Below are 21,581 nucleotides of genomic sequence, written 5' to 3'. Positions count from 1 at the left end.
AGACTCGGATGTCACTGGAGCCATTATGCACAAAAAAATACTCTACACTGCTGTAGTTGCAGCGGTTATGTCAGCACCACAGGTGTCTGCAGCCAAAATTGAATTAAGCGAAGCGTTTGAATATAACGCGTTTATCTTCGACAGTTTTACTGGTCAATCTTCTGATGTTGAAGGAAGACTTGCAGTAGGTGGCGAAATGAACGTAACCGACTTCAATGTTGGATTGCTATTATCACCAAGCATGTCTGAGTCTGCCCTTGCGGTAGGCGGAAACCTTCATTTCACACGCGGTGACGTTCACGGTGGCTCGACTACCGTGTCAGGTATGGTATTTGGTTCAGAACTCACATTCGATAAAGCAGTTAACGCCGAGCAGACCGTTAATCTAATAAACTCGACGGTGAAATCTGGCGGTATCTCATCGAAAGGTGATGTCAAACTAGGTAACTCAAACGTTGTAGCAGGCGATGTACACGCCAACACCGTGAAGCTTGGTGGGCCAAACAGTGTTTACGATAGCGTGAGCAACCCCAGTCTTTATGGTTCTCAAGTGGAAAACGGCAATGTATTTGCTGAATCTAGCGTTGAACTTGATAGCAGTGAAGTCAACGGCGTTGTAACGCTTAACGACGTTAACAATTACACCGCCATCAACGGTTCGACAGCAACCTCTGTTGAACAAGATAGCGTGAGTAAGGCTGACGTTAACAACATTGACTTTAATGCGATTGCAGCCGAAGTTACAGCGCAGTCTCAGGAGTTTGCGTCAATGTCGGTGAATGGCTCAACTACATTGTCATGTACCGATGCCAGCGATCCGGATAAAGTAGTAGCATGTACCGACCCGAATACCGCTGTATTGAATACCATCACCTTCTCAGGATCTGATGACATCAATATCTATAATATTGATTCAAGTTGGTTTAGCGCTGCTGATAAAGGCATTGTTTACGATTTCTCTACCACCAGCTATAACATCATCAACGTTTATGGTGAGTCGGTGGAGTTATTCAACACAGGCTTCTTTAATACTGCCTTTACGCAGGAAAATGAATACTTCAGAGAAAATGGCCAGTATAGAGACAATGACAACAATGTAGGCCATCGTCACGATGGCCTGTATACCAACAACATTTTATTTAACTTTGTAGATGCCGATTTTCTTACGCTACATAGTGTAGGGGTGAAAGGCAGCGTACTGGCGCCATATGCAGAGCTAAGCTTTTATAATGGTCATGTAGACGGCAACGTTATTGCTAACAGTCTAACTACTCCATTAGTGCAATTGGTTAACGACCAAGGTCAAAACTACAATGCACCAACAGGCCAAGTAAACAATTATCGTTTTGGCGCTATCAATGTCAGTGAGCCAGCTTCAATCGCGCTTTTATTCGGCGCAGGTTGCTTTATGTTAGCTAGACGTAGAAAGGCGAACTAACGCTCTAGAAAAGATAGATAGTCTTCAAATGAAAGCGGCTTTACAGTGCAAAGCCGCTTAATCTTGGCGAAGAGAGCAACAGTTCATCGCTCGTTACACCAGTGCCTCGTCCTTCTCGCCATCTTATCTGAATACCCGCTTCGAACGCTTGATACTCAACGGCAAACGCTTTTCCAATATAACCAGCCACAATCCAGTGGTTATTAATACGATACTGGCCTTCAGCCATAAAGTTTCCGCTTAAGCCCGTATCTGAGCTTTCACCAAGGGTAGCGTCCTCATTAGTCGTTGGAGAAGCGCCTCCAATCGGAAAGCGAGGGTCATCATCTTGCTCTAGACGTGAAAGTGCAAGTGAGCTTCGAAGTTTAACTTGCCAGTTCAGTGCTTCAAGAGTGAGTAATTCAGAATACCCCCCAATGCTGACAAACTGACTCGGGCTAAAGTAGCCACCGTTGCCAACCGTAAAGCCGCTTAAGTTATTATCGTAACTTATATAGCTTAAGAACGGCCCTACACGCCAATAATCAAGCTTTGGGGATATCATAGTCGCAATATCGTAACTTACATCTCCACGTAGCGCGAGTGCGCTGTTATCAGCAACCTGTTCGCCTTCTAAGCGACTCAATTGCGCGGTGCCTGCAACAGACCAGTTATCGGCCACTGCATGGGCAACCAATCCTCTTACACCACTTTCTATCACGTAGCCCCACGGCTTCGCGTGGTCAGCATTAAAGGTTCCGTTTTGGCTTAACAAGCTGTCTTCTTTCGCCTTTCTAAACAAGGTCGCGGCAACTGTTGTGCTGCCAAGAAACTTGCTTGCTGATATTTGCCCGGTTACTTTTGCGCTAACGGGCTGGTCGAACATGGCATATTCTAGGTTAACGTAAAAATTAAAATCGGGCGCTTGATAATGCGCTTCGGCGCGAAGCCCCTTATCTTCGAAGCCGCTTATTCCTGAAAATGAACCGCTTAATTGGTTATCGCCAAACCAGTCACCTATCTGAGGGCGACCGCTATAAAACTGCTTATAGTCGAGTGAAACTTGCCACAGCCAGTTTTTGTAACCGCTGCCAATGCCAACGTATTGCGACAGAACATCGAAATTACCAAGCCCCTCGCCTCCGCTTCGGCTACGAGTATTCATTCCATAAACCGCACTTAGGCCGTCTTTGGTTTGTGCTGTAACTCCGCGTGCATCACCGTTTTGATAGGCCAACCAAAATTGTTTTCTAGGCCAAGCATTGCGTGATGTCCGTTCTTGCAAAATGCTTTTAACCGCGCTGTATCTCAGCGCCAATCGGTTTAGTGTGGCGTCGTCGTTTTGATTGAGCATCACCAATTCGTTGGCGATCACCGTATCGGTTGGCGTCTTCGCTAGCACTCGCTCGAACGCTGAGGTGGCGGTTGTGGTGTCTTGTATTTCTTTAGCAGCCCAACCAATTAGTGCTTGCTCATCAATGCTCAAAGGTCGCAATCGCGCAAGCGCCTCGCCGGCTTCTATACTTTGCTTGTAACGCCTTGTATCGTAAAACTGCGCTTGCTGGCTTGCCAGTGCATCAGCACAGCGTCGAATGAAAACTTCGGTATTGATACTACATGCTAAGTCGAAAGCGCGCTGCTTTGCCGTGTCACCGCTTTGGGCGCTAAGAGATAAATATCTGCCTTCGTTATCGTTAATCAAACTAAATAACGCTTCAGCAAAGTCATAGTTTTTTAAATCGTATTGTTGCCACGCTGCGCCTTGCAGTACTTCTTTAACGTAGCCGCTGTTATCAGATTTGAGAAACTGCTCCAACGTTTTCGTATCGCGCAAAGACAATGCCTGCTGTAGCTTAATACCAGTGACACTGTTAAGGCCTTGTTGAGCAGATTGTTTATCAATATCGCGCACTGCAGATTGCAAGGCCTCAGAGAACTGCTGCGTTGCCACCTCTAACATGCCTTTATCGAGGGCAGTCCATCCCATCAGCAGGTAAAAATCAGTGCGCTTAAGTTGATTACTTAAGGCAATGAGGGTTTCTACTTTTTGCTTAGGTGTATTTGCCCTGGCCTTGGGCGTTAACTGGGCAAATTGCTCTAGCGGGCGAGCTTTCAAAGCGGGCTTGGCCGGCTGGTTTTGTGCGGCTGCCGTCAAATTCCTAGACTCTGAAGCTACAGGTTTGATAGTACCTTTTAATCGGCCGTTTATTCTGTTTAGTTCGGTTTCAACTTCTTGTGGTACCTGCCACGCAGGATAACGAGCTTTTAAGCGCGTGAATTCCTCGTTAGCTTGTTGAACCTGTCGCTCATTAATATGGTACCAAAGCCCAGTTAAATCTGGCTGCTCCTGCTGTGCCGGTAGTATGCCCAGATCTTTTTCTTTGTACGTTGTTTTAGCTTGCCCCAAAGCCTGCATCGACACAAAAGACGTGGCGAGTGCTCCTAGGGCTAAATATAAAGACGTGCGTGTAAACCTATCTTTCACGATGCATTATCCAAAACCGCTAACATAGATAGCAGCGTTAAACTTGCCGAGTAATAATCCATGTTTCTATTGATTTCAGGCCACACTGCCCTTTGGTGATCGTCTGATTGCATCAGGCTGGTCACGGCAAGTTGCACTGATTGCATCCCCTCGGACATTTCATACTCGGCCGTTTTTTCGGTTAACAGGTTGACTGTCGCTGGCGTAGGCTTTTTTGCCCACCACGCGTAATATGGCGCAAGAAGCTTCTCGGTTAGTGCAGCATTTTCGCGAAATCGTGGCGACCATGAAAGCTGTAGCGGAATACGGATGGCATTAAATCCAAACTCAGGCGATATTACGTTGTCCAGCGTTAACGCGGCGCGGTCCAAACTATTTTCACGGCCTGATTCATTAGGTGTCAAGCGCACCCAATCGCTGGGCAATCGATAAGATGAAAATTGCATATTTGAGAGTAAGGTTAAGCCTGACTCATACAGATTTTCCCAACGTTCCGGCGTTACCGATAAATTGGCCAAATCAGTTATAGCGGGGAAAATCCAATAGGAAAGATTTAACTGAAGACTGGTTTTGCCCGCCTGTTCAGAAGTAAAGCCGTATTCACCAGGCAGTAGCAGCACGCTCTTATTGTGCGCTACCAGTAACTTCTGCTCCACCGCACTGACGATATCTTTGGCAGCGTCTCGATAACTGCCTACACCCCACTTTTCACTTGCACGCAATAATGCCCAGGCAATGAGGATCTCTCCATCAGAGGCATTATTAGGGTCATCGATACAAGAAGATGAATTATCCACACAAGGTCGGTAGCGCCAGCTAAAGAGCCCGTCATCGCGCATGAGCGTGCGCCTGGTCCAGTGCCACAATGCGTCAAAGGTATCTTTGTCGTTGGCGGCGACGGCAAAGAGCATACCGTAGCCCTGCCCTTCGCTGTGCGACACATCGTCATTTCCCGTGTCTATCACTCGCCCACCATCAATAAACAATGCCTTATACGCAATGTATTGCGACTTGAACTCGCTATCTTCCTTGGTAGAGCAAGACGCGAGCAAGAGGAGAATACCTACCACAAGCGCCGTTTTTGTTGCAAAGTGCAGGCTTACCATGAGTCTTGTACTTGTTTGTTTCGGCGTTTAAGCAACAGGTAAATCAATAGACTGACAACAAACACCATCAATACAAAGCTCATCAGCCAATACCAAGGATTGTTAGACAACCAAAGCCTTAAATGCAACCAGCTATCGTCGGCTTCTCCCACTTCGTATTTGTCACTTACTTGCATAATAAGTGAAGGTGACAGTCCATCTTTCCATGCGAAAAAGTCACCGGCCATCTGCCCCCACATAGACAGACTGACCAAGTCTTCTACCCTTGCCTGAAGTAACTCTGGAGATTGGGCTGCGACAATAAACAAGGTATCGGTTTGCGATGAAGTTGGATGGGCTTGTGCGGTAAGCACAGCTTGCTCACCCAAATCGCTTTCTTGAACTGTATGACCATCAATTCGCATTTCTTTAAAAGACTGATCATCGGTTAGGTTTCTAACGCGATTGTATAGATTATTTTGAAGTCGATAAGACCAGCGCTTTGTTGCTTCGATAGCGGTGTTGAATTCAGATTGTTCAATTTGCGTTAAGGTTTCAGGTGTGCCAAGTACAATCACAGAGCCTTCAGTTGTAATGTCGTTCCCGATTGCGATTTGCATGTTCAATAAAGGGACTTGCGCTACTTGTGCCAATTTAGCTGATAGAGTCAACGCGGTATCTAGGTAGTCTTCTGAAGGTATTGCAATCGTTGAAAGAGGCGCAGATTTAAAGCGCACAAACGGATATGCAGTTTCTGAAAGCAGTGCGAGATTAGGCTGAACTGCCACGTTTCCTGCATCGGGCAATTTCATAGCTGAAGAATCATCAAGCTGGAATACAAGATGAGATCCGGGAATGTCGTCACAAGGTACGCCCGCCAGTGGCGCTCTCATTGTCACTGCGAAATCTAAATTATTAACCCCGCCTTTAAAGAAACGCGCTGGTATTCTCAGTTGATAGTCTCTGAATGACTGCCCATTAATATTATTAAGCGATAAACCGTGAACAAGCTCGTCATTGACGCTGACGTTCATAACCGAGCCTGGCCCAAAGCCCGCTCCATATCCAAAGTCTAACAGCAAACTCACGCTTGCATTTTCAGGCACGTAAAAGTCAGCGGGCAGCCTGAAAGACACCCGTTTTGTGAAGTTCCCTTCATCTCTAAACTGAGTAGTCGACACACCAAAGTCTTTAAATGTGTAGTGATTGTCCGGCTTCAGAATGCGGTGGCGCTGCAGGGTTTCTGCCTGCATCTGTGACTGAGAAAGTACGGTAACTTGCGAAACGGGATTTATCGCGTCATCCATTACTGCCAAGGCTTTGGCGGCCTCAAGCACTTCATCTTGTGTGGTGCCACTTACAATTAAGCGATAGCTAGCTGGCACAATGACTTTACTGTCTTTTACAAACGCAGGTGTGCGTTGTGCCTTTAAAAACGCGCCATCAATGTCGTTGATCACTTCGTCAGATAATACCGGTGATAAAGCCTCAACTGTCCCGACTAGTACGTGTACGGGTTGCTTCTGTTTTGCCTTCAAATACCATGCTGCACGCTCGTAACGGGCGACATTTTGGTCATCCCAAAAACTGTTTTCTGTGTCTTCTAATTGAGGCAAAACATAGCCATCATCGAAGCTATCGTGCTCGACAATCAGCGGCTGATATTGATTTCTCAAAGCGAGGGCTTGCGCCACAAGAGGTAGCGTCTGCTGTTGGATTTGAGCTTCAACTTCTCGCGCCGTATATAGCTGGACATTTCGCTGACCGCCAATACCTGGATTAAAAAAGCCGCTTAGTTCATCAAGTGTAAAGCGTTTCTCATTCACCGATGTTGCAATCTTCAAAGTCGAATTGTACGCGTTAATTTCACTCCATAATTCCGGTGCGCTGCCGTCAACGCACTGCTCGGCGTAATGTTGACTCACTGCCAGCGTTAGTGAGTTAAAGCCTGCGCGCCACAATGATGAAGGGATCGCAATTTCCGATACAAGAGATGGTCTGTCTGGATCGAAAGCAATCTGACCAATAGTGGCGTTGTTGAACCTAACGTATAGCTGTGAGCGTTTTTTAATGAGCGCCTGCGAACTTACGACTTCTAGCGTCAACAGCGCGTTGTCCACATCGGTTACTGAGCTAAGAGGAATGGGAATGTCAATTGAGGCAGATTTACCCTGCAAGCGCACGGTACTTTCACCACCGAAAAAATCGGTCAGGCGGTACGTATCGGTTTGTGCCACAAGGGTAAAAGGCATGCACAAACACACTATGAACATAAGGTATTTTTTTATCATTGATTTTCCTTTGCCGGCTTACCAAGTAAACCTAATTTGCCGGCGAATTTCCCCATTAATACAAGCATATGCAACAAAACAGGCTTTAACCCAACTTTCAACACATGTTTTGCGCCGAACCAGTATGAGATAGCCCTTGTTCTTCTTCTTTGAAATGACATCCATCGTAAACTATCACACAGTGAATAGGCGACCACTTCGTTCTCTTGTTCTTCGGTTTGTGGCACAAAGCGCACCCGAAGTATTTTTGATTTATTGTCGTAGTGAAGCACGTCAATTGGCAAGTGAACGTTCTTTTTCAGTGCGTGACTCCACGATGTCAACGTGGCATTTTCAGGCACCAACGCTCCCTCACCTTTTAACCGCAGCCGTGCACCGCCCAGGGATAAGTCAACCAAATCTCCAACCCACGCTTCGTCGTTCGTAGTTTTAATGACGACACTGTTAGTAGCGGGTAAACGAGCCTGACTTCGAACCTGTTTTCGCTCCAGTAACACACTGAGAACGGATAACAAAAGAATCAAGTTAAATACATTCCACAACATAACCACCACAGTAAGTTCGCGAGTGAGTGGCTCTGTTATAAACTTATAAACGCCGCTACCTAATGCGAACGTGATAACCAAGATTAGCCAGTAAAACACGCTCGATAAGGGTGAAACGAACGTTCTGTCTAGGCTTTCTCCTTTCGGCGTAACCACAAATGAAGGAGCCCGCGGCTTTAAGAACACTTTTATTAGTGCGTTTAATGTAAACGCACATTGCAGTATTTCGTACAATTCCGAAACTAAGGGCCATCGCGTTCGCCCAAAGAGCATCGTGGATATCATGTACGTGGCAATAACGTGAGGCAAGGTGAAGGCAAAAATTTCTAGCATTGACGCATGATAAACCTGAAGGCCAAAGACCAAATACGCCAACGGCATAAGCAAAAAGATGATGCGAGCAAACGGGAACAGCCAAAACATGATTGAACTCATGTAGCCTACTCGCTGATACCACTTAAGACCTTGTGCTTTAAACGGCTTTTTTAGTAACAGTATTTGCGTCATACCTTGCGCCCAGCGCATGCGCTGCTGGATAAAAGCGTCGAAGGTTTCTGGCGCAAGTCCGCTTACCATGGGTCTGTCCACATATACAGACTCATACCCCATTTTATGAAGGTCTAACGCAGTTTCTGCATCTTCAGTGATAGAGTCGCCGGAAATACCGCCCACTAAATCAAGGTGCTTTCTTCTCATCAATGCCGCTGAACCACAGAAGAAAGAACTACCCCAGTAATCTAAGCCCTTCTGTATGGTTCCGTAAAACATATCATTTTCTGAAGGCATGCGAGTAAACGCAGAAAAATAGTTGCGTTCTACCGGGTCTGGGTTGGCCATAAAGTGCGGTGTTTGTACAAGAAAGACTTTCTCGTTTTTAAGCATCCAAGGCACAGTTCTGTCTAGAAAATCTGATGTCGGAACATGATCGGCATCTAAGATTACAATCAAATCGCCTGTGGTATTTTGTATCGCACTATTTACATTACCCGCCTTGGCAAACTCGTTTTTCGCCCGGGTATGATAGGTGATGTCTAATCGTTCACATAACGCCTGTAGGTTGAGGCGACGCTGTCTGGCAGCTGCTGCAGCTACTGGGTTCTGAGCATTTATCTTCTGGTCAGTACCGCCATCATCGAGCAAATGAACACGCAGCTTTTCCTTAGGGTAATCAAGCATTTTTGCCGCGCGGATCGTAACTTCTAGTATCCCCTCATCTTCGTTGTAACTTGGGATCATGACATCAACGCTAGGTAAAGTAGATTTATCCATTCCTTCTAAGGTCAACAGAGGTCGACTTAGTGGGAACGCGTTAACGATAGCCCCTAATACAGACGTTATCCCCGCATAAATTTCAGCACCGAATAACAACCAAACGGCGATCATTGAGAAGAAATCTGAATAGGTGAGCGTGTAAATACCTCGCCACAACAAATACCTTACGCTAAGTGCAATAGCTAGCACTAGCGCGAATATACGAAATAAGTTCTGATATTTTTGTGTGTGACGAGCTTCTTTGCTGCAAAGCGATATTGCAATGAGAATAACAACTGAAGATAGGAGCTGGCCCAAGGCATCCATGGGTGCCAGAAGTAGCACCCCAAGAATAAAGGATGCTACCAGCAGTAAGATGATGAACTGTGTGGTGTAGTGCTGTCTACGGGTTTGCGAATAATCCAAGTTTGCGATCCAATACGTGTATTTGCGTTACACTTGCATAGTTCGCCCTGTTAATTAACGTAATTTTACCGTCCGACATTTCGATTTCGTGATTACTCTTATAAAACAAACGAGAAATGTCATCTCTCTGCTTTTTATTGCTCTTTGAAGCTAAAAACCACGCCGGATACGTTGCCATTCCAAATGCGGCTACAACAATAAGGCCGTAAAACACTACCGGCGACATTGTTGGCGCTATGTACAGGGAAAATAAAAACATAGCCATACTTGCAATCGTAAATATACCAGTAATTTTACGAAAACGTATAACTTTCATAAGTTTATTTTCTGCATCTAGCAGCATCGAAAGGCGCTTTTTCCACAGCTGTTCTGTCTCTAAGCTTGTGCGCTCCTCAACCAGCTGTGGTTTAGTGAAAGCTGAAGGGGTGTTTCTAAACTGTTGAGCGCGCTCAAATACGTTTATCGTAGCGCCGTCATTGATGGCGCCCTGAAACGATTGTTCAAGCGTAGGTGATTGATCAAATTGTTTTGAGTTATCTACTAATTTCACTGCGCACACTCCCCTCATTACTACACGCTGAGTCTACTTCCGTACATCCAGAGGAAAAATTGCTGAAACCATACTTACTGATTAATAATGATACGCTTCCATACCTAAAATAATATTGAACTTTAGCTCATTGAACTTTGGTATAAGCGATAGAAAATAAGGGCTGAAGGGAGATTGTGCCGAGGTAAAACAGCGGGGTTACTGGTTTATAGAACGTACGGATTCATTAAACCAATCAGTGCAGTGAAGTAAGCGTGCAGTGGAATAAGCGCGCAGTGAAGCAAAGGTACGAACGTACAAAAATTAAGACGTGCAGCTCCATCTATAACAACCAGATGGAGCGGACAGGTGAGTTAGTAAGGTATGTAATCTGAATTGAATGTCAGAAACGTAAAGCTAAGGCTTACGCAGTTTACTTAAAATGCTAACCAAATTACTTACGTTGAATACTGTGCCGAAAATGCTTCCTACCGATATGGCGTATAAGAGCCCCAAGGTTTCGGCAACAAGGAAAACTTTCCTAATGGTATGGGTGTTGCGAATAACCAAAGAGCCTACGGTGAAAATGAGTGACGACGCATAGGCAATAAAGATTATCCAGCTATGTGACAACACAAACCATTCGTAAGCAAGAAAGCCTAGATTTACCGCAACGAAGAAAAACAAAATAGCATTGCTTCTGTGTTTAATTGCAATGAAATTGCGGACACTAGCAAGCAGTGTTCCGATGCCTGCTGCCATAGCATCTAGCATAAAAAAGTGTACGCTTAGCGCACTTAAAGCAAACGCTGATATTAGCAAATATTTGTCTACATTGGTTTGGCGATACCCAATAAAATTCAAAACAACGGCGATTGCGCCAAAGCCTTCTGCAACTATGTTCATTTATATAAGCTCATTAAAATTTAAGGTAAAAAGGCTGGCAAAGGGCTTTGTATTCGCTTGTGTAATTGCCCTGCGCGTCTCTAATGGTTAAAGTTGTCTTACTCGCCTCTTTAGCAATTACCCCGACATTTTCAATTGATGATAGTGTGGAAGTTATCGCTAGTTTTCTAAAGTGAAAGGCGCAAAGGTAAGGAGCGCTGTTAGATTCATGCCTGACGTAAAGTTGCTTTTCTAACGCGAAGCTATGAGAAGCGGCGTTCTGAATTACCCTTGCTTCTAGCGAAAAAGGATAAACGCAATACAAATGCCCGTTTGACTCAAGCAGTTTGTAGCTGACCTCAAAAAACTCTTCTGTACCAAGCGCCAAAGTCTGCCTTGCCAAATTTCGAGGTTGGCTTTGCTGATTGTAAGCATTTGAACGTTTGGCTGGTGAGTCGAAGTAAGGCGGATTTGAAATGACTACATCGTATAAATAGGGCGATGTAAAACTATTTACATCACAACGGCGGGAAAATAATTGGTTAGCCCACTTTGAGTTTTTAAAATTTAACGCGGCCTGCGCCGCAGCATCTTCATCAATTTCTATCGCGTCTATTCGAAAGGCTCGCTGATTACCAACACGCTGTTCATCGGTACTACTGTGAAAAAAATGCTCTGACTTTTGCGCCATCATCAGCGCAAGAATGCCACTACCCGTTCCTACATCTAGAATATGCTTGGCCGAACCGGGCTCAGCCCAACTTCCTAAAATCAGGCTGTCGGTGTTCACTTTCATGGCGCATTTATCTTGCGCTACGGTGAATTGTTTACAGCGGAACATAAGGAAGTCGTATTACCTAAGGCGTTTGAAAGGCGCGCATTCTATACCAAGTTATGCAAGGCTTCACGTTAAGGTTGTGACAATTACTGCCAGCGCTGCAGAGACATCATATTTCTAGCCACATCAACAGCATGAACCGGTCGGTATTTCTTTAACGGCCCTTTCATTATACTTTGCCAAATGGGCGCCGTTTTCTGCGCTATATCTTCTAGCGTTCTCGACTCATCGCGACTGCCTAATAATAACGACGGGCGCACCGCAGAGGCATGTGGCAACTGCGGCATTCGCATGATCGCGTTTTCTAGCTCACCTTTTACGCGCAAATAAAAGTTACTGCTTTTAGCATCAGCGCCTACTGAAGATATCCATACAAAGCTGTCTGCGCGCTGTGCACGGGTAAGCTGTGCAGCAACATGAACATACTCAAAATCGACGCGGCGAAACGCTTGCTTAGACCCTGCTTTTTTCAATGTGGTACCCAAACAGCAGTACACATGATTTACGCTGAAGTAACCTTGGTAATCCTGAAGATTTTCAAAATCGATAACCACGGGCTTCAGCCGATTGTAAGGGTCATTAAACATGCTAGAGGGAAGCGGCTTTCTCACTAAGCAAGTGACTTCATTGTACCTTCTGTCCTGTAACAACATATTTACAAGCGTTCGCCCCACTAAACCTGTCGCTCCTAGCACCATTGCGGATTTCATACGTCGCACCTTGTATCATAAATTGATATAGCTACAATCAAACCTTCGACAGTCAATTATGCAGATAAAAATGAAAAAAGCCCTTTTAATTGGAGCCGCTATGCTCTCTACTGCTTTAAATGCTGAAACGCTCACAATCGAGCGTATTTTCTCTTCACCTTCTCTTGATGGCGATGCCCCCCGTTCATTAAAAGTGTCACCCGATGGTCAAAGGGTAACGTTCCTTAAAGGTAAGCAAACCGACTACGAACGTCTAGATTTATGGGAGTACCACATTGAAAGTGGTCAAACCCGTATGCTGTTCGACTCAAACGACCTACAAAGCGGCGAAGAAGTACTTTCCGATGAAGAAAAAGCACGCCGCGAGCGCATGCGCTTATCTGGCAGCGGGATTGTTAGCTACCAATGGTCGGACGATGGAAAAGCCTTACTGTTCCCATTAGGGGGCGACGTGTTTTATCACAAGCTAGGCGAAAAAGGGGCGAAGCAACTTCTAGATACTGACGCTTTTGAAACTGATATTAAATTATCACCAAAAGGTAACTACATTTCCTTCATTCGCGACCAGAACCTTTATGTAAAACATATCGAGTCTGGTAAAGAAATGGCGATTACTAAAGAAGGTGGCGACAACATCAAATTTGGTATGGCTGAGTTTGTGGCGCAAGAAGAAATGGGCCGCATGACCGGATACTGGTGGTCGCCAGATGAAACTAAAATTGCTTTTACCAAAGTTGATGAAAGCCCAGTAGATGTTATCACGCGTTCTGAAATCTATGCTGACGACATCAAACTTATCGAACAGAAATACCCGAAAGCGGGTACGCCCAACGTCTTGGTGGAACTTGCTATTCAAGACATCAACTCTGGCGATCGCACCTGGGTTGATTTAGGTAAAGACAAAGACATTTATTTTGCCCGCGGAAAGTGGATGCCAGATAGCACCACCTTTACCTACCAGTGGCAGACACGCGACCAGCAAACACTGGAGCTTCGCGCGTTCGACCTTAACAGTAAAAAAGAAAACGTACTGCTTACAGAAACAAGCGATACCTGGATAAACCTGCATAACGACCTTTACTTTCTTAAAGACAAAGAACAGTTTATCTGGGCGTCTGAGCGTGACGGTTTTAAACACCTTTACCTATTTAACAACAGCGGCAAAATGGTTAAGCAATTAACCAAAGGCGACTGGGTCGTGGACAGCGTTGAAGCTATTGATACTGCGAACAACCGTTTGTATTTCTCTGGGCGCAAAGACACGCCACTAGAAAGCCATGTTTACAGCGTGCCATTAGATGGCGGTGAAATTACACGAGTAACCGAACTTGGGGCTTATCACAGCGCGGCATTCAGTAAAGATGCCTCTATCTTTATCGACCGTTTCTCAACCATTAACTCTCCTGCTCAAGTTAGCCTAAATAGTGCCACCGGCGAGCGAATTACCTGGCTTGAAGAAAATAAAGTTGAAGAAGGCCACCCTCTGCACGCTTACATGGATAGCTGGACGGCACCTGAGTTTGGTGACATCACTACAAAAGATGGCGCAACCCTTAAGTATCGAATTTACACGCCTGACAGTGCCAAGCAAAATCCTAAACAGAAGCACCCTGTTATTGTTTACCTTTACGGCGGCCCGCACGCACAAGTTGTAACAAACAGCTGGGCGGGTAACCGTGGTTTGCTATTCCAACACTGGGTTGACCAAGGTTATGTGGTATTTACGCTAGATAACCGCGGCTCTAACTATCGCGGCAAAGGCTTTGAAGATCCTATTTACAAAAAAATGGGCTTTATTGAAGTGGACGATCAGGTTGCAGGCGTAGAGTTCTTGCGCACACTTCCTTTCGTTGATGCTGAGCGTATTGGTGTTCATGGCCACAGCTATGGCGGATACATGACCCTAATGACCATGTTTAAAGCGGGCGATTACTTTGCAGCGGGTGTATCAGGTGCGCCGGTAACCGACTGGCGCTTATATGATACCCACTATACTGAACGCTACATGGGCAACCCCAATACGGATGACGATGCTTACACCGCGTCTTCAGTGTTCCCCTACGCAAAAGACCTGAAAGGCGACCTTTTAATTTACCACGGCATGGCAGATGACAACGTGCTGTTTACCCATTCAACGATGCTATACAAGCACCTTCAAGACTTGGCAATTCCATTTGAAACTATGGATTATCCGGGCAAGAAGCACAGCATTCGAGGCAAGCAAACGGGCATTCACTTATACAAAACAATAACCAACTTTTTCAATAGAACGCTCAAGTAGCCATAAGTGAATGAAATATAAGGGCATAAAGATTATTTATCTTTATGCCCTTTTTTTGGTTATTAAACTTTATAATAATTTTTTACTTCAAGGTTTGTTTAATTTTTTTCATAGTGTAGGTTCGAAAGTGAGCAATTTGCTCACCCACCACAAAAAACAATCAAAAAGGTGGGATTACACAACAGGTGAAACAGAGTGGTACCTATGAAAAACAATAAATTTACCCCTTCTTTAATCGCTGCTGGTTTGGCACTTTCAAGCTTCGGCGCTCTTGCAGACAACGACCGTTATATTATCCAAGTAGACAACAACGCCAAGGGCATTGTTAAAGCACTAGCCAAACAGTCTGGCGCAGAAATACACGTTGATGCCGATGGCTTTATTGCTGCAACCTTCAGCGGTAAGTCATTAGATGACGTTAAAGGCTTGCTCAACAATCCACATGTAAAACTGGTTGAGGCTGACCAAAAGCGTGTACCGCTAGCGTTATTTAACGACGACGCGGGAGACCCAACGCAAACCCAATTAACGCCGTACGCGGTTTATCAATCACAAGCTGATCAGGTTGTATTTGATAGCAACGCAGGCATGAAAGTGTGTGTCATCGACTCCGGGTTAGATTCATCGAATGCCGATTTCAACTGGTCTGCAATTACCGGTGACAACGACCCTGGCACAGGTAACTGGTTTGAAAATGGTGGCCCACACGGCACACACGTAGCAGGTACCATCGGCGCGGCTGATAACGGTTTTGGTGTAGTGGGTATGGCACCTGGTGTTGATATGCATATTATCAAGGTGTTTAACGCTTCTGGCTGGGGATATTCATCAGATTTAGCACAAGCAGCACAGCTTTGTTCTCAAGCTGGTGCCAACATCATCAACATGAGCCTTGGTGGCGGCGGTGCAAACTCTACAGAAGAAAATGCGTTTAAAGACTTCGTAGCTGGGGGCGGCTTAGCAGTAGCTGCAGCGGGCAATGATGGCAATAGCGTACGCTCTTACCCTGCGGGCTACTCGTCAGTGATGATGATTGGCGCTAACGATGCTGATAACAACATCGCGGATTTCTCTCAGTATCCGTCGTGTACCACAGGTCGTGGTAAACGCGTAACGACCGACGAAACTATCTGTGTGGAAGTAACTGCAGGCGGTGTAGACACTCTTTCCACATACCCAGCTGGCGGAGCTTCGCTTTCTTCTATGAGTGCTGACGGTGTCGGTTTTGCTTCATCAGCGATGGAAAACACTGGTACGGCATCAGCTGCAACCTACTTCCTGGGTTTGGGTGATGCTGTAGATAGCGGTGCTGCTGGCAAAGTTTGTGTTATTGACCGCGGTAGCGTGTCGTTCTACGACAAAGTTAACAACTGTGAACTATCTGGTGGTGTAGGAGCCGTCATTATTAACAATGAACCAGGCATGCTTTACGGCACGCTCGGTGATACTAACAATACATCTATCCCTGCTGTAGGAGCAGCATTCGAAGATAGAAGCGCATTAGTTGCGGCATCTACCATTGATATCTCTATTGGCGCAAGCGACTACGGCTACATGAGCGGTACTTCAATGGCGACACCAGCCGTTGCAGGTATTGCGGCACTGGTATGGTCAAATCACCCAACTTGTACAGGTGAAGAGATCCGAAGCGCACTGAAAGCTACGGCGATGGATGCAGGTGCAGCGGGCAAAGACGACTTCTTTGGTTATGGTATCGCCCAAGCGGCTGATATGAATGCTTACCTTACGCAAAACGGCTGCGCCGGAGGCAACGGCGGTGGCGGTACTGGTGGCACAGGTGAATTAACTCTTACTGCCACCGGCTATAAGGTAAAAGGCACACAAAGAGTGGATCTTTCTTGGGCTGACGCTACGTCATCAAATGTTGATGTATATCGCGACGGAAATGTAATTGCTACCACGGCTAACGATGGCGCTTATACTGACGCGCTTAACGTTAAAGGCGGCGGTAGTTACAGCTACCAAGTGTGTGAGACCGGCACTACTACCTGTTCAGCAAGTGTTAGTGTGGTTTTCTAAGGTTTTAGCGGGTTATGTTTCCGACATGAATTTGCAGTGATTCGCAAAAAGATTGTCTGAATCTTAAAGCAATAAACTAAAAAAAGCGGGCAGTTCACACTGCCCGCTTTCTTTTTATTAACCGTAATCTAGGTAAGCAATTGCGCTTAGCTAAACATCTGGGTTGCTAGGTTTTGCTGTACCGCCTGAGCAGACGATGCACTTAGTTCAATCTCAATTGGATCGGCTTTGCCCGACAGCCAAATTTTAAGCTCGGCGTCAGTATCAAAATGCCCTGCCGTCTCAACGATAAACTGCGTGATTGATTTATAAGGTATTGAATGATAGTTCACTTTGCGCCCGGTAAGGCCTTGCTTATCAATAAGGATTAGGCGCTTGTTTGTGAATACACTTAAATCGCGCACCAATTTAAACGCAGAGGTAACGGTTTCGTTAGCAGCAAGTATAGGCGTAAGCTCTTCTTGAACATCTGAAGCGCTAGTCTCGCTTGCATTCCCCATGATGGTATCAAATAAACCCATGACATTTCCTTTTAAGCAGAGGCAAGTTTAACTCGCCATTGAACTCTATGCGCCAGTGGCTTGGGTTTATCCAAAGCAAAGCCTTGACCGAAATCTACTTTAAGGTCTCGTAAAACCTCGGCGGTCGCGTTATCGACCACAAACTCGGCCACAGTCTGTTTACCCATACTGTGCGCGATATTATTTATCGCAGTTACTGTAGCATGATCGATAGGATCGTGAACGATATTTCGCACAAAGGAGCCGTCGATCTTAACGTAATCAACATCTAGATTTTTAAGGTAGGTGAACGAGGACATACCTGCACCAAAGTCGTCTAAGGCAAAGCTACACCCCAAATCACGTAGTGTAGAAATGAAGTGTTTAGCAGCGCTTAAGTTAGTTACCGCTGTTGTCTCTGTAATCTCAAAACAAATTTTCTCAGCAGGTACAGAAGTACTTTGCATACGCTTTGCAATCTTATGCAGCGCCATTTCATCACCCAATGTAATACCCGATAAATTAATCGCGACTTTGCCTACGGTATCGATGTGAGCAGGATTACTTTCAAGGGTTTTAAGGGTGTTATCTACCACCCACATATCCACTTTGTTCATTAAGCCGTGACGCTCTGCCAACGGGATAAAAAGCCCTGGACTTATAAGGCCACTGTTTTTTGCATGTAGACGCAGCAAAATCTCGTAATGCTGTAGTTGGGCGGCCTTTTCTTGATTGGGCACGTTAAGCGGCATGATAGCTTGGCTATACAACTCAAAACCGTCGTTTTGTAATGCGTGGTGCAAGGCATGTAGCACCTGGTTTTCACTGTCATCAATGGCCATTTGTGAATCATTGTCATGAAACACAAAGTAACGGTTTCGACCCAAGTGTTTGGCTTTGTAACACGCGTTGTCAGCAGCTTTAATTAACGCTTCTGCGCTTTGTGTACTCTCGTTTATTTCGATAACGCCAATGCTTGCCCCCACAAAGAACAACTTGTCGTCATAAACAAAACGATAATTTGAAATCGCCAATAAAAGCTTGTCTAGGCGCTTGGTCACCTCATCCAAACTTTGATTGCGAAATATAATGCAGAACTCGTCTCCCCCTATTCGGGCAAGCAGGTCTTTCCCATTCACGTATTGCCTAAATATGGTGGAGATTTCTTTTAGCAGCTTATCGCCGGCTGGATGACCACAGCTGTCGTTAACTAACTTGAATCGATCCATATCGATAAAGCACATCACGCTTTGCTTGTGGTAAGCGCGAGGCAAATTGATACTCGCCACTTTTTCAAAATCAACGTGGTTTAAAGCCTTGCTCTCGCCCTGCTGACCAGCCGCTTTATGCGTTTCATCAAGGATCTCTCGTAGTTTTTCATCAAATGCATAGCGATTAAACAGCCCGGTTAACTGGTCATGGTTTGCTTGAAAATACACTTCTTCCTGCAGCGCCAGCTCTTTCGTCACATCGCGAGCTATGCCTTCAACGGCAACCAGTAATCCCTGCTCGTCGACAATGGGCGTGTCTGAAAATTCAATCGCTAACGGTTCGCCGACCTTGCCTTGATAATGCACAATATAAGGCTCGGGCTTTTCGCCACGGGCAATGGTTTGGCGTATCTCAAACGTCTCGTCAGGTACTTGGCGAACGTACTTCGACTCGTTCGCACAGAAGTCTTCTGCGCTAAACCCTAAAATCTTTTCAATACCTGCGCTCACATACATAAAGTTGTGCTCGACGGTCTTGGTGTAAACAAAGTGGCGGTGCATGCCGTCAACTAAGCGGCGATACTTTTCTTCGCTACGCTTTAAATCGTGCTGGGCACGAAAACGTTCGGTCACGTCCCTTACGGTCACCGCAATATTGTCACCAGCTCTTACCACCTGGACTTTTATCCATTGAGGCGCAATCTTATCACTGTGAATGGCAAGGTGAGCTTCATAAGGCACGCCAAGTTCAGCAACGTTTTTGGCGTTTTTAAATTCACTGCTTAAACCTAAATAACGCGTTTGCTCGGCTAAACTCATAGACCTCAATACATCGCATGCACCGCGAAATAGGTAGCGACTGTATGAGTTTGCTTCTACTAGAGAAAAGTCGTCATCTGTTGGCTGATAAATAAGAAGCGCATCAAGGGAGGCTTCGCTAGCGGTGAGGTAACGCTGCTGACTTAAAGACAAATTAACCGCACCTTTAAGCTGCTTGTGCAGCACATAGCTCACTAGCGCCGACATCAACAGTCCAATCATAATAATTAACAAGCCAGCGTTATATGGGCTTAGCTGAGACTGCATGGAAAGGTAAAAATCGCGTTCTAAAAAACTGAACGGCAAAAGCGACACAATGGTGCCATCGTTGACTAACTCACCGCTTTGAAAAAGCGTTGCACTGTCGGCGTTAAGCTGAAAGTTAAACTGTGGGCCTACTAACTCGCCTAACATCACGGTTAATATGGTTTGTACGTCGAACCCCGCCGCCAGAAATCCGTGCTCAGGCTCTTGAGGGCTTATGGCCCTGCCCACAACGATAAAGTGATGTTGAGCGGCATCTGAATACAAAAGCGTGCTTTCCAAATCCTCGGACAAACGCGATATGTTTAAGCCCAACGCTTCCATAGGATGGCCAATGAGGCTGTTGTCTATACGGGTTTTGATACCGGAAGATGGCGTTGCCACCCACGCTATCTCACCGTTAGCATCGACAAATACCAGCGATGAAAAGCCTCGCTGCATGCCCATCAATGACAGTGCTTGCGCATTAAACCAGTCTACTTGGTTTGGCTCAAAGGTGGGCCAGTTTCGCATTAGGTTGTGCAGCGCTTGAATACGTTCGCTTGAGAAAACTTCAAGACTAATTTTTACCTGCTCTGCAACCGACTGCGCTTTGGAAATACGTGCTGCGCGTTCATCGTTTTGGATAAAAACACCAGCAGAAACAAATAAAAAGGTGAGAAAAAGAAACAAAACCGTAGGTAAGGCGTAAATACGATGGTTGTGTTTGCTTAACATGTGCCTGTCTCCGGTAACTTGCGCCGGTATACTAAATAAGGTTTATGAAATAAATATGAATTGTCTTATAGGTATAGGCTCTGGCGTTATTTAATAGTATCTGGCACTGTAAGGTATCGGTTTTCCTTTTAGTGCGTAAAGCCCTTGTCGGCGCTAACCCATTAAAAACTCAAAATGAAAAGAGCGTTACGTAATGAGTATTTCCCCAAATTTCGAAGACATTAAACAAGCCTATGAACGTATAAAAGGCGACGTAAAGAAAACGCCAATTGTTGAATCTTCGTTGCTCAACAAATGGATGGGCAACCGCATTCTGTTTAAAGCGGAGTGCTTACAGACCATTGGGGCATTCAAAATTCGCGGCGCCATGAATTTTTTAGCCCGCTTGAAAGAGGAAGGTCGTTTACCGAAGCATGTAGTTGCCAATAGTTCTGGAAATCATGCTCAGGCGGTAGCCTATGCAGCAGCTCACTTTGGTATTAAGGCCACTATTTTCGCGAGCGAGACCATTTCGCCGATTAAAGCTGCTGCTACGCAAAGCTATGGTGCTGAATTAAAACTATTTCCTACCCGACCAGAAGCAGACGCTGCTGTCGAGCAAGCCTCAAAAGCACCAGACACGGTCTGGATACCGCCGTTTAACCACAAAGATATTGTGGCAGGACAAGGCACGGCAACGTTAGAAGCGCTTAACGAAATTGGTGAGGTGGATGCTGTCTTTGCGCCCTGCGGAGGCGGAGGGTTATTGTCGGGCTCATTGCTGGCAACTCGCGCACTACAGCCAAATGCATTGGTCATTGGCGCTGAGCCTGCCGAGGCGAATGATGCCTCTATGTCGTTGCAAGCAGGTGAGATCATTGCCTTAGACTATGCACCAGATACCTTAGCAGACGGCGCTGCCACTCCTTCTGTTGGCGATGTTACGTTCCCTATATTGCAAGAAATAGATGATTTCTATGAAGTGGACGAGCTGCAAATTGCTTATTGGACCCAATGGCTACATCATTTATTAAAGCTTCATATAGAGCCCACATGTGCGATGACCATGGCTGCAGTAGCGGCTTGGGCTGCCAACACCCCGCCTGGGCAAACGGCTCTTGTTATATTGAGTGGTGGAAACATAAGTCAGGCGAGTATGGCTAAGATTTGGGAGAGAGATTTTTTGCTGCAGCCTCCTATCCTTGACCTTGATGACGAAGATGAACTTGAAGAAACTGAGCGTGTTGAGGCATAGCGTTTTGTTAGCGCACAGCTATCTAAATTCGGACAACTCGGTATAAGAACAAA

Annotated in this window: 14 protein-coding genes; 4 read left to right on the top strand and 10 right to left on the bottom strand. The window is 45.7% G+C overall.

Annotated features, from left to right (window positions below; all coding sequences use genetic code 11):
• The first annotated feature begins 25 nt into the window (after positions 1 to 25).
• Positions 26 to 1,438 (top strand): collagen-binding domain-containing protein, encoded by a 1,413-nt coding sequence (locus tag BGK61_RS13210; protein ID WP_076012878.1) that lies wholly within the window; start codon positions 26 to 28, stop codon positions 1,436 to 1,438.
• Positions 1,439 to 1,478: 40 nt separating this feature from the next.
• On the opposite strand, the gene BGK61_RS13205 is transcribed toward BGK61_RS13210, so the two are convergent.
• The 8 genes from BGK61_RS13205 to BGK61_RS13170 form a co-directional block, all read right to left on the bottom strand.
• Positions 1,479 to 3,902, bottom strand: a complete 2,424-nt coding sequence (locus BGK61_RS13205) for a cellulose synthase subunit BcsC-related outer membrane protein (RefSeq protein ID WP_076012879.1) — start codon at positions 3,900 to 3,902, stop codon at positions 1,479 to 1,481.
• Positions 3,899 to 5,008: a family 8 glycosyl hydrolase gene (locus tag BGK61_RS13200; RefSeq protein ID WP_076026092.1), complete on the bottom strand. Its 1,110-nt coding sequence runs from the start codon at positions 5,006 to 5,008 to the stop codon at positions 3,899 to 3,901. The genes BGK61_RS13205 and BGK61_RS13200 overlap by 4 nt, the downstream gene beginning before the upstream one ends.
• On the bottom strand, positions 5,002 to 7,278 hold the full coding sequence (locus BGK61_RS13195; protein WP_076012691.1) for a cellulose biosynthesis cyclic di-GMP-binding regulatory protein BcsB: 2,277 nt from the start codon (positions 7,276 to 7,278) through the stop codon (positions 5,002 to 5,004). Before BGK61_RS13195 ends, BGK61_RS13200 begins: the two co-directional genes overlap by 7 nt.
• Positions 7,275 to 9,500 (bottom strand): UDP-forming cellulose synthase catalytic subunit, encoded by a 2,226-nt coding sequence (gene bcsA, locus BGK61_RS13190; RefSeq protein WP_076012692.1) that lies wholly within the window; start codon positions 9,498 to 9,500, stop codon positions 7,275 to 7,277. Before bcsA ends, BGK61_RS13195 begins: the two co-directional genes overlap by 4 nt.
• Positions 9,478 to 10,050: a hypothetical protein gene (locus tag BGK61_RS13185; RefSeq protein WP_076012693.1), complete on the bottom strand. Its 573-nt coding sequence runs from the start codon at positions 10,048 to 10,050 to the stop codon at positions 9,478 to 9,480. Before BGK61_RS13185 ends, bcsA begins: the two co-directional genes overlap by 23 nt.
• A 396-nt stretch (positions 10,051 to 10,446) precedes the next feature.
• The gene (locus tag BGK61_RS13180; RefSeq protein ID WP_014999599.1) at positions 10,447 to 10,935 is read right to left on the bottom strand and encodes a YgjV family protein; all 489 of its coding nucleotides are present in this window, start codon (positions 10,933 to 10,935) and stop codon (positions 10,447 to 10,449) included.
• Positions 10,936 to 10,948: 13 nt separating this feature from the next.
• Positions 10,949 to 11,755: a tRNA1(Val) (adenine(37)-N6)-methyltransferase gene (locus BGK61_RS13175; protein WP_199820745.1), complete on the bottom strand. Its 807-nt coding sequence runs from the start codon at positions 11,753 to 11,755 to the stop codon at positions 10,949 to 10,951.
• A gap of 83 nt (positions 11,756 to 11,838) precedes the next feature.
• Positions 11,839 to 12,462: an NAD(P)H-binding protein gene (locus BGK61_RS13170; RefSeq protein WP_076012694.1), complete on the bottom strand. Its 624-nt coding sequence runs from the start codon at positions 12,460 to 12,462 to the stop codon at positions 11,839 to 11,841.
• A 70-nt stretch (positions 12,463 to 12,532) separates the two neighbouring features.
• On the opposite strand from BGK61_RS13170, the gene BGK61_RS13165 reads away from it, so the two are divergent.
• Entirely contained in the window at positions 12,533 to 14,743 is a 2,211-nt protein-coding gene (locus BGK61_RS13165) for a S9 family peptidase (protein ID WP_076012695.1), read from the top strand.
• Positions 14,744 to 14,947: 204 nt separating this feature from the next.
• The gene (locus tag BGK61_RS13155) at positions 14,948 to 16,783 is read left to right on the top strand and encodes a S8 family serine peptidase (protein WP_076026091.1); all 1,836 of its coding nucleotides are present in this window, start codon (positions 14,948 to 14,950) and stop codon (positions 16,781 to 16,783) included.
• 146 nt (positions 16,784 to 16,929) lie between these two features.
• Here BGK61_RS13155 and BGK61_RS13150 read toward each other — a convergent pair whose 3' ends face one another.
• On the bottom strand, positions 16,930 to 17,304 hold the full coding sequence (locus tag BGK61_RS13150; protein ID WP_014950757.1) for a PH domain-containing protein: 375 nt from the start codon (positions 17,302 to 17,304) through the stop codon (positions 16,930 to 16,932).
• An 11-nt stretch (positions 17,305 to 17,315) separates the two neighbouring features.
• Positions 17,316 to 20,294 carry a bifunctional diguanylate cyclase/phosphodiesterase gene (locus tag BGK61_RS13145; RefSeq protein ID WP_076012906.1) on the bottom strand — a complete coding sequence of 993 codons (2,979 nt, stop codon included), beginning with the start codon at positions 20,292 to 20,294 and terminating at the stop codon, positions 17,316 to 17,318.
• 193 nt (positions 20,295 to 20,487) lie between these two features.
• Between BGK61_RS13145 and BGK61_RS13140 the strand changes: the two genes are divergently transcribed.
• Positions 20,488 to 21,528, top strand: coding sequence for a serine/threonine dehydratase (locus BGK61_RS13140; RefSeq protein WP_076026090.1), 1,041 nt, complete (start codon positions 20,488 to 20,490; stop codon positions 21,526 to 21,528).
• Positions 21,529 to 21,581: the final 53 nt, after the last annotated feature.

Source organism: Alteromonas abrolhosensis (assembly GCF_001953635.1).
Lineage (GTDB): Bacteria > Pseudomonadota > Gammaproteobacteria > Enterobacterales > Alteromonadaceae > Alteromonas > Alteromonas abrolhosensis.
Note: the sequence above shows the minus strand (reverse complement) of the source record. Positions and strands in the feature narration are given on the sequence as shown.

Excerpts from the sequence above, each read along its gene's own strand:
- BGK61_RS13210 (WP_076012878.1), top strand. The coding sequence starts at position 26 with ATGCACAAAAAAATACTCTACACTGCTGTAGTTGCAGCGGTTATGTCA.
- BGK61_RS13200 (WP_076026092.1), bottom strand. The coding sequence starts at position 5,008 with ATGGTAAGCCTGCACTTTGCAACAAAAACGGCGCTTGTGGTAGGTATT.
- BGK61_RS13195 (WP_076012691.1), bottom strand. The coding sequence starts at position 7,278 with ATGATAAAAAAATACCTTATGTTCATAGTGTGTTTGTGCATGCCTTTT.
- BGK61_RS13180 (WP_014999599.1), bottom strand. The coding sequence starts at position 10,935 with ATGAACATAGTTGCAGAAGGCTTTGGCGCAATCGCCGTTGTTTTGAAT.
- BGK61_RS13175 (WP_199820745.1), bottom strand. The coding sequence starts at position 11,755 with ATGTTCCGCTGTAAACAATTCACCGTAGCGCAAGATAAATGCGCCATG.
- BGK61_RS13170 (WP_076012694.1), bottom strand. The coding sequence starts at position 12,462 with ATGAAATCCGCAATGGTGCTAGGAGCGACAGGTTTAGTGGGGCGAACG.
- BGK61_RS13165 (WP_076012695.1), top strand. The coding sequence starts at position 12,533 with ATGAAAAAAGCCCTTTTAATTGGAGCCGCTATGCTCTCTACTGCTTTA.
- BGK61_RS13155 (WP_076026091.1), top strand. The coding sequence starts at position 14,948 with ATGAAAAACAATAAATTTACCCCTTCTTTAATCGCTGCTGGTTTGGCA.
- BGK61_RS13150 (WP_014950757.1), bottom strand. The coding sequence starts at position 17,304 with ATGGGTTTATTTGATACCATCATGGGGAATGCAAGCGAGACTAGCGCT.
- BGK61_RS13145 (WP_076012906.1), bottom strand. The coding sequence starts at position 20,294 with ATGTTAAGCAAACACAACCATCGTATTTACGCCTTACCTACGGTTTTG.
- BGK61_RS13140 (WP_076026090.1), top strand. The coding sequence starts at position 20,488 with ATGAGTATTTCCCCAAATTTCGAAGACATTAAACAAGCCTATGAACGT.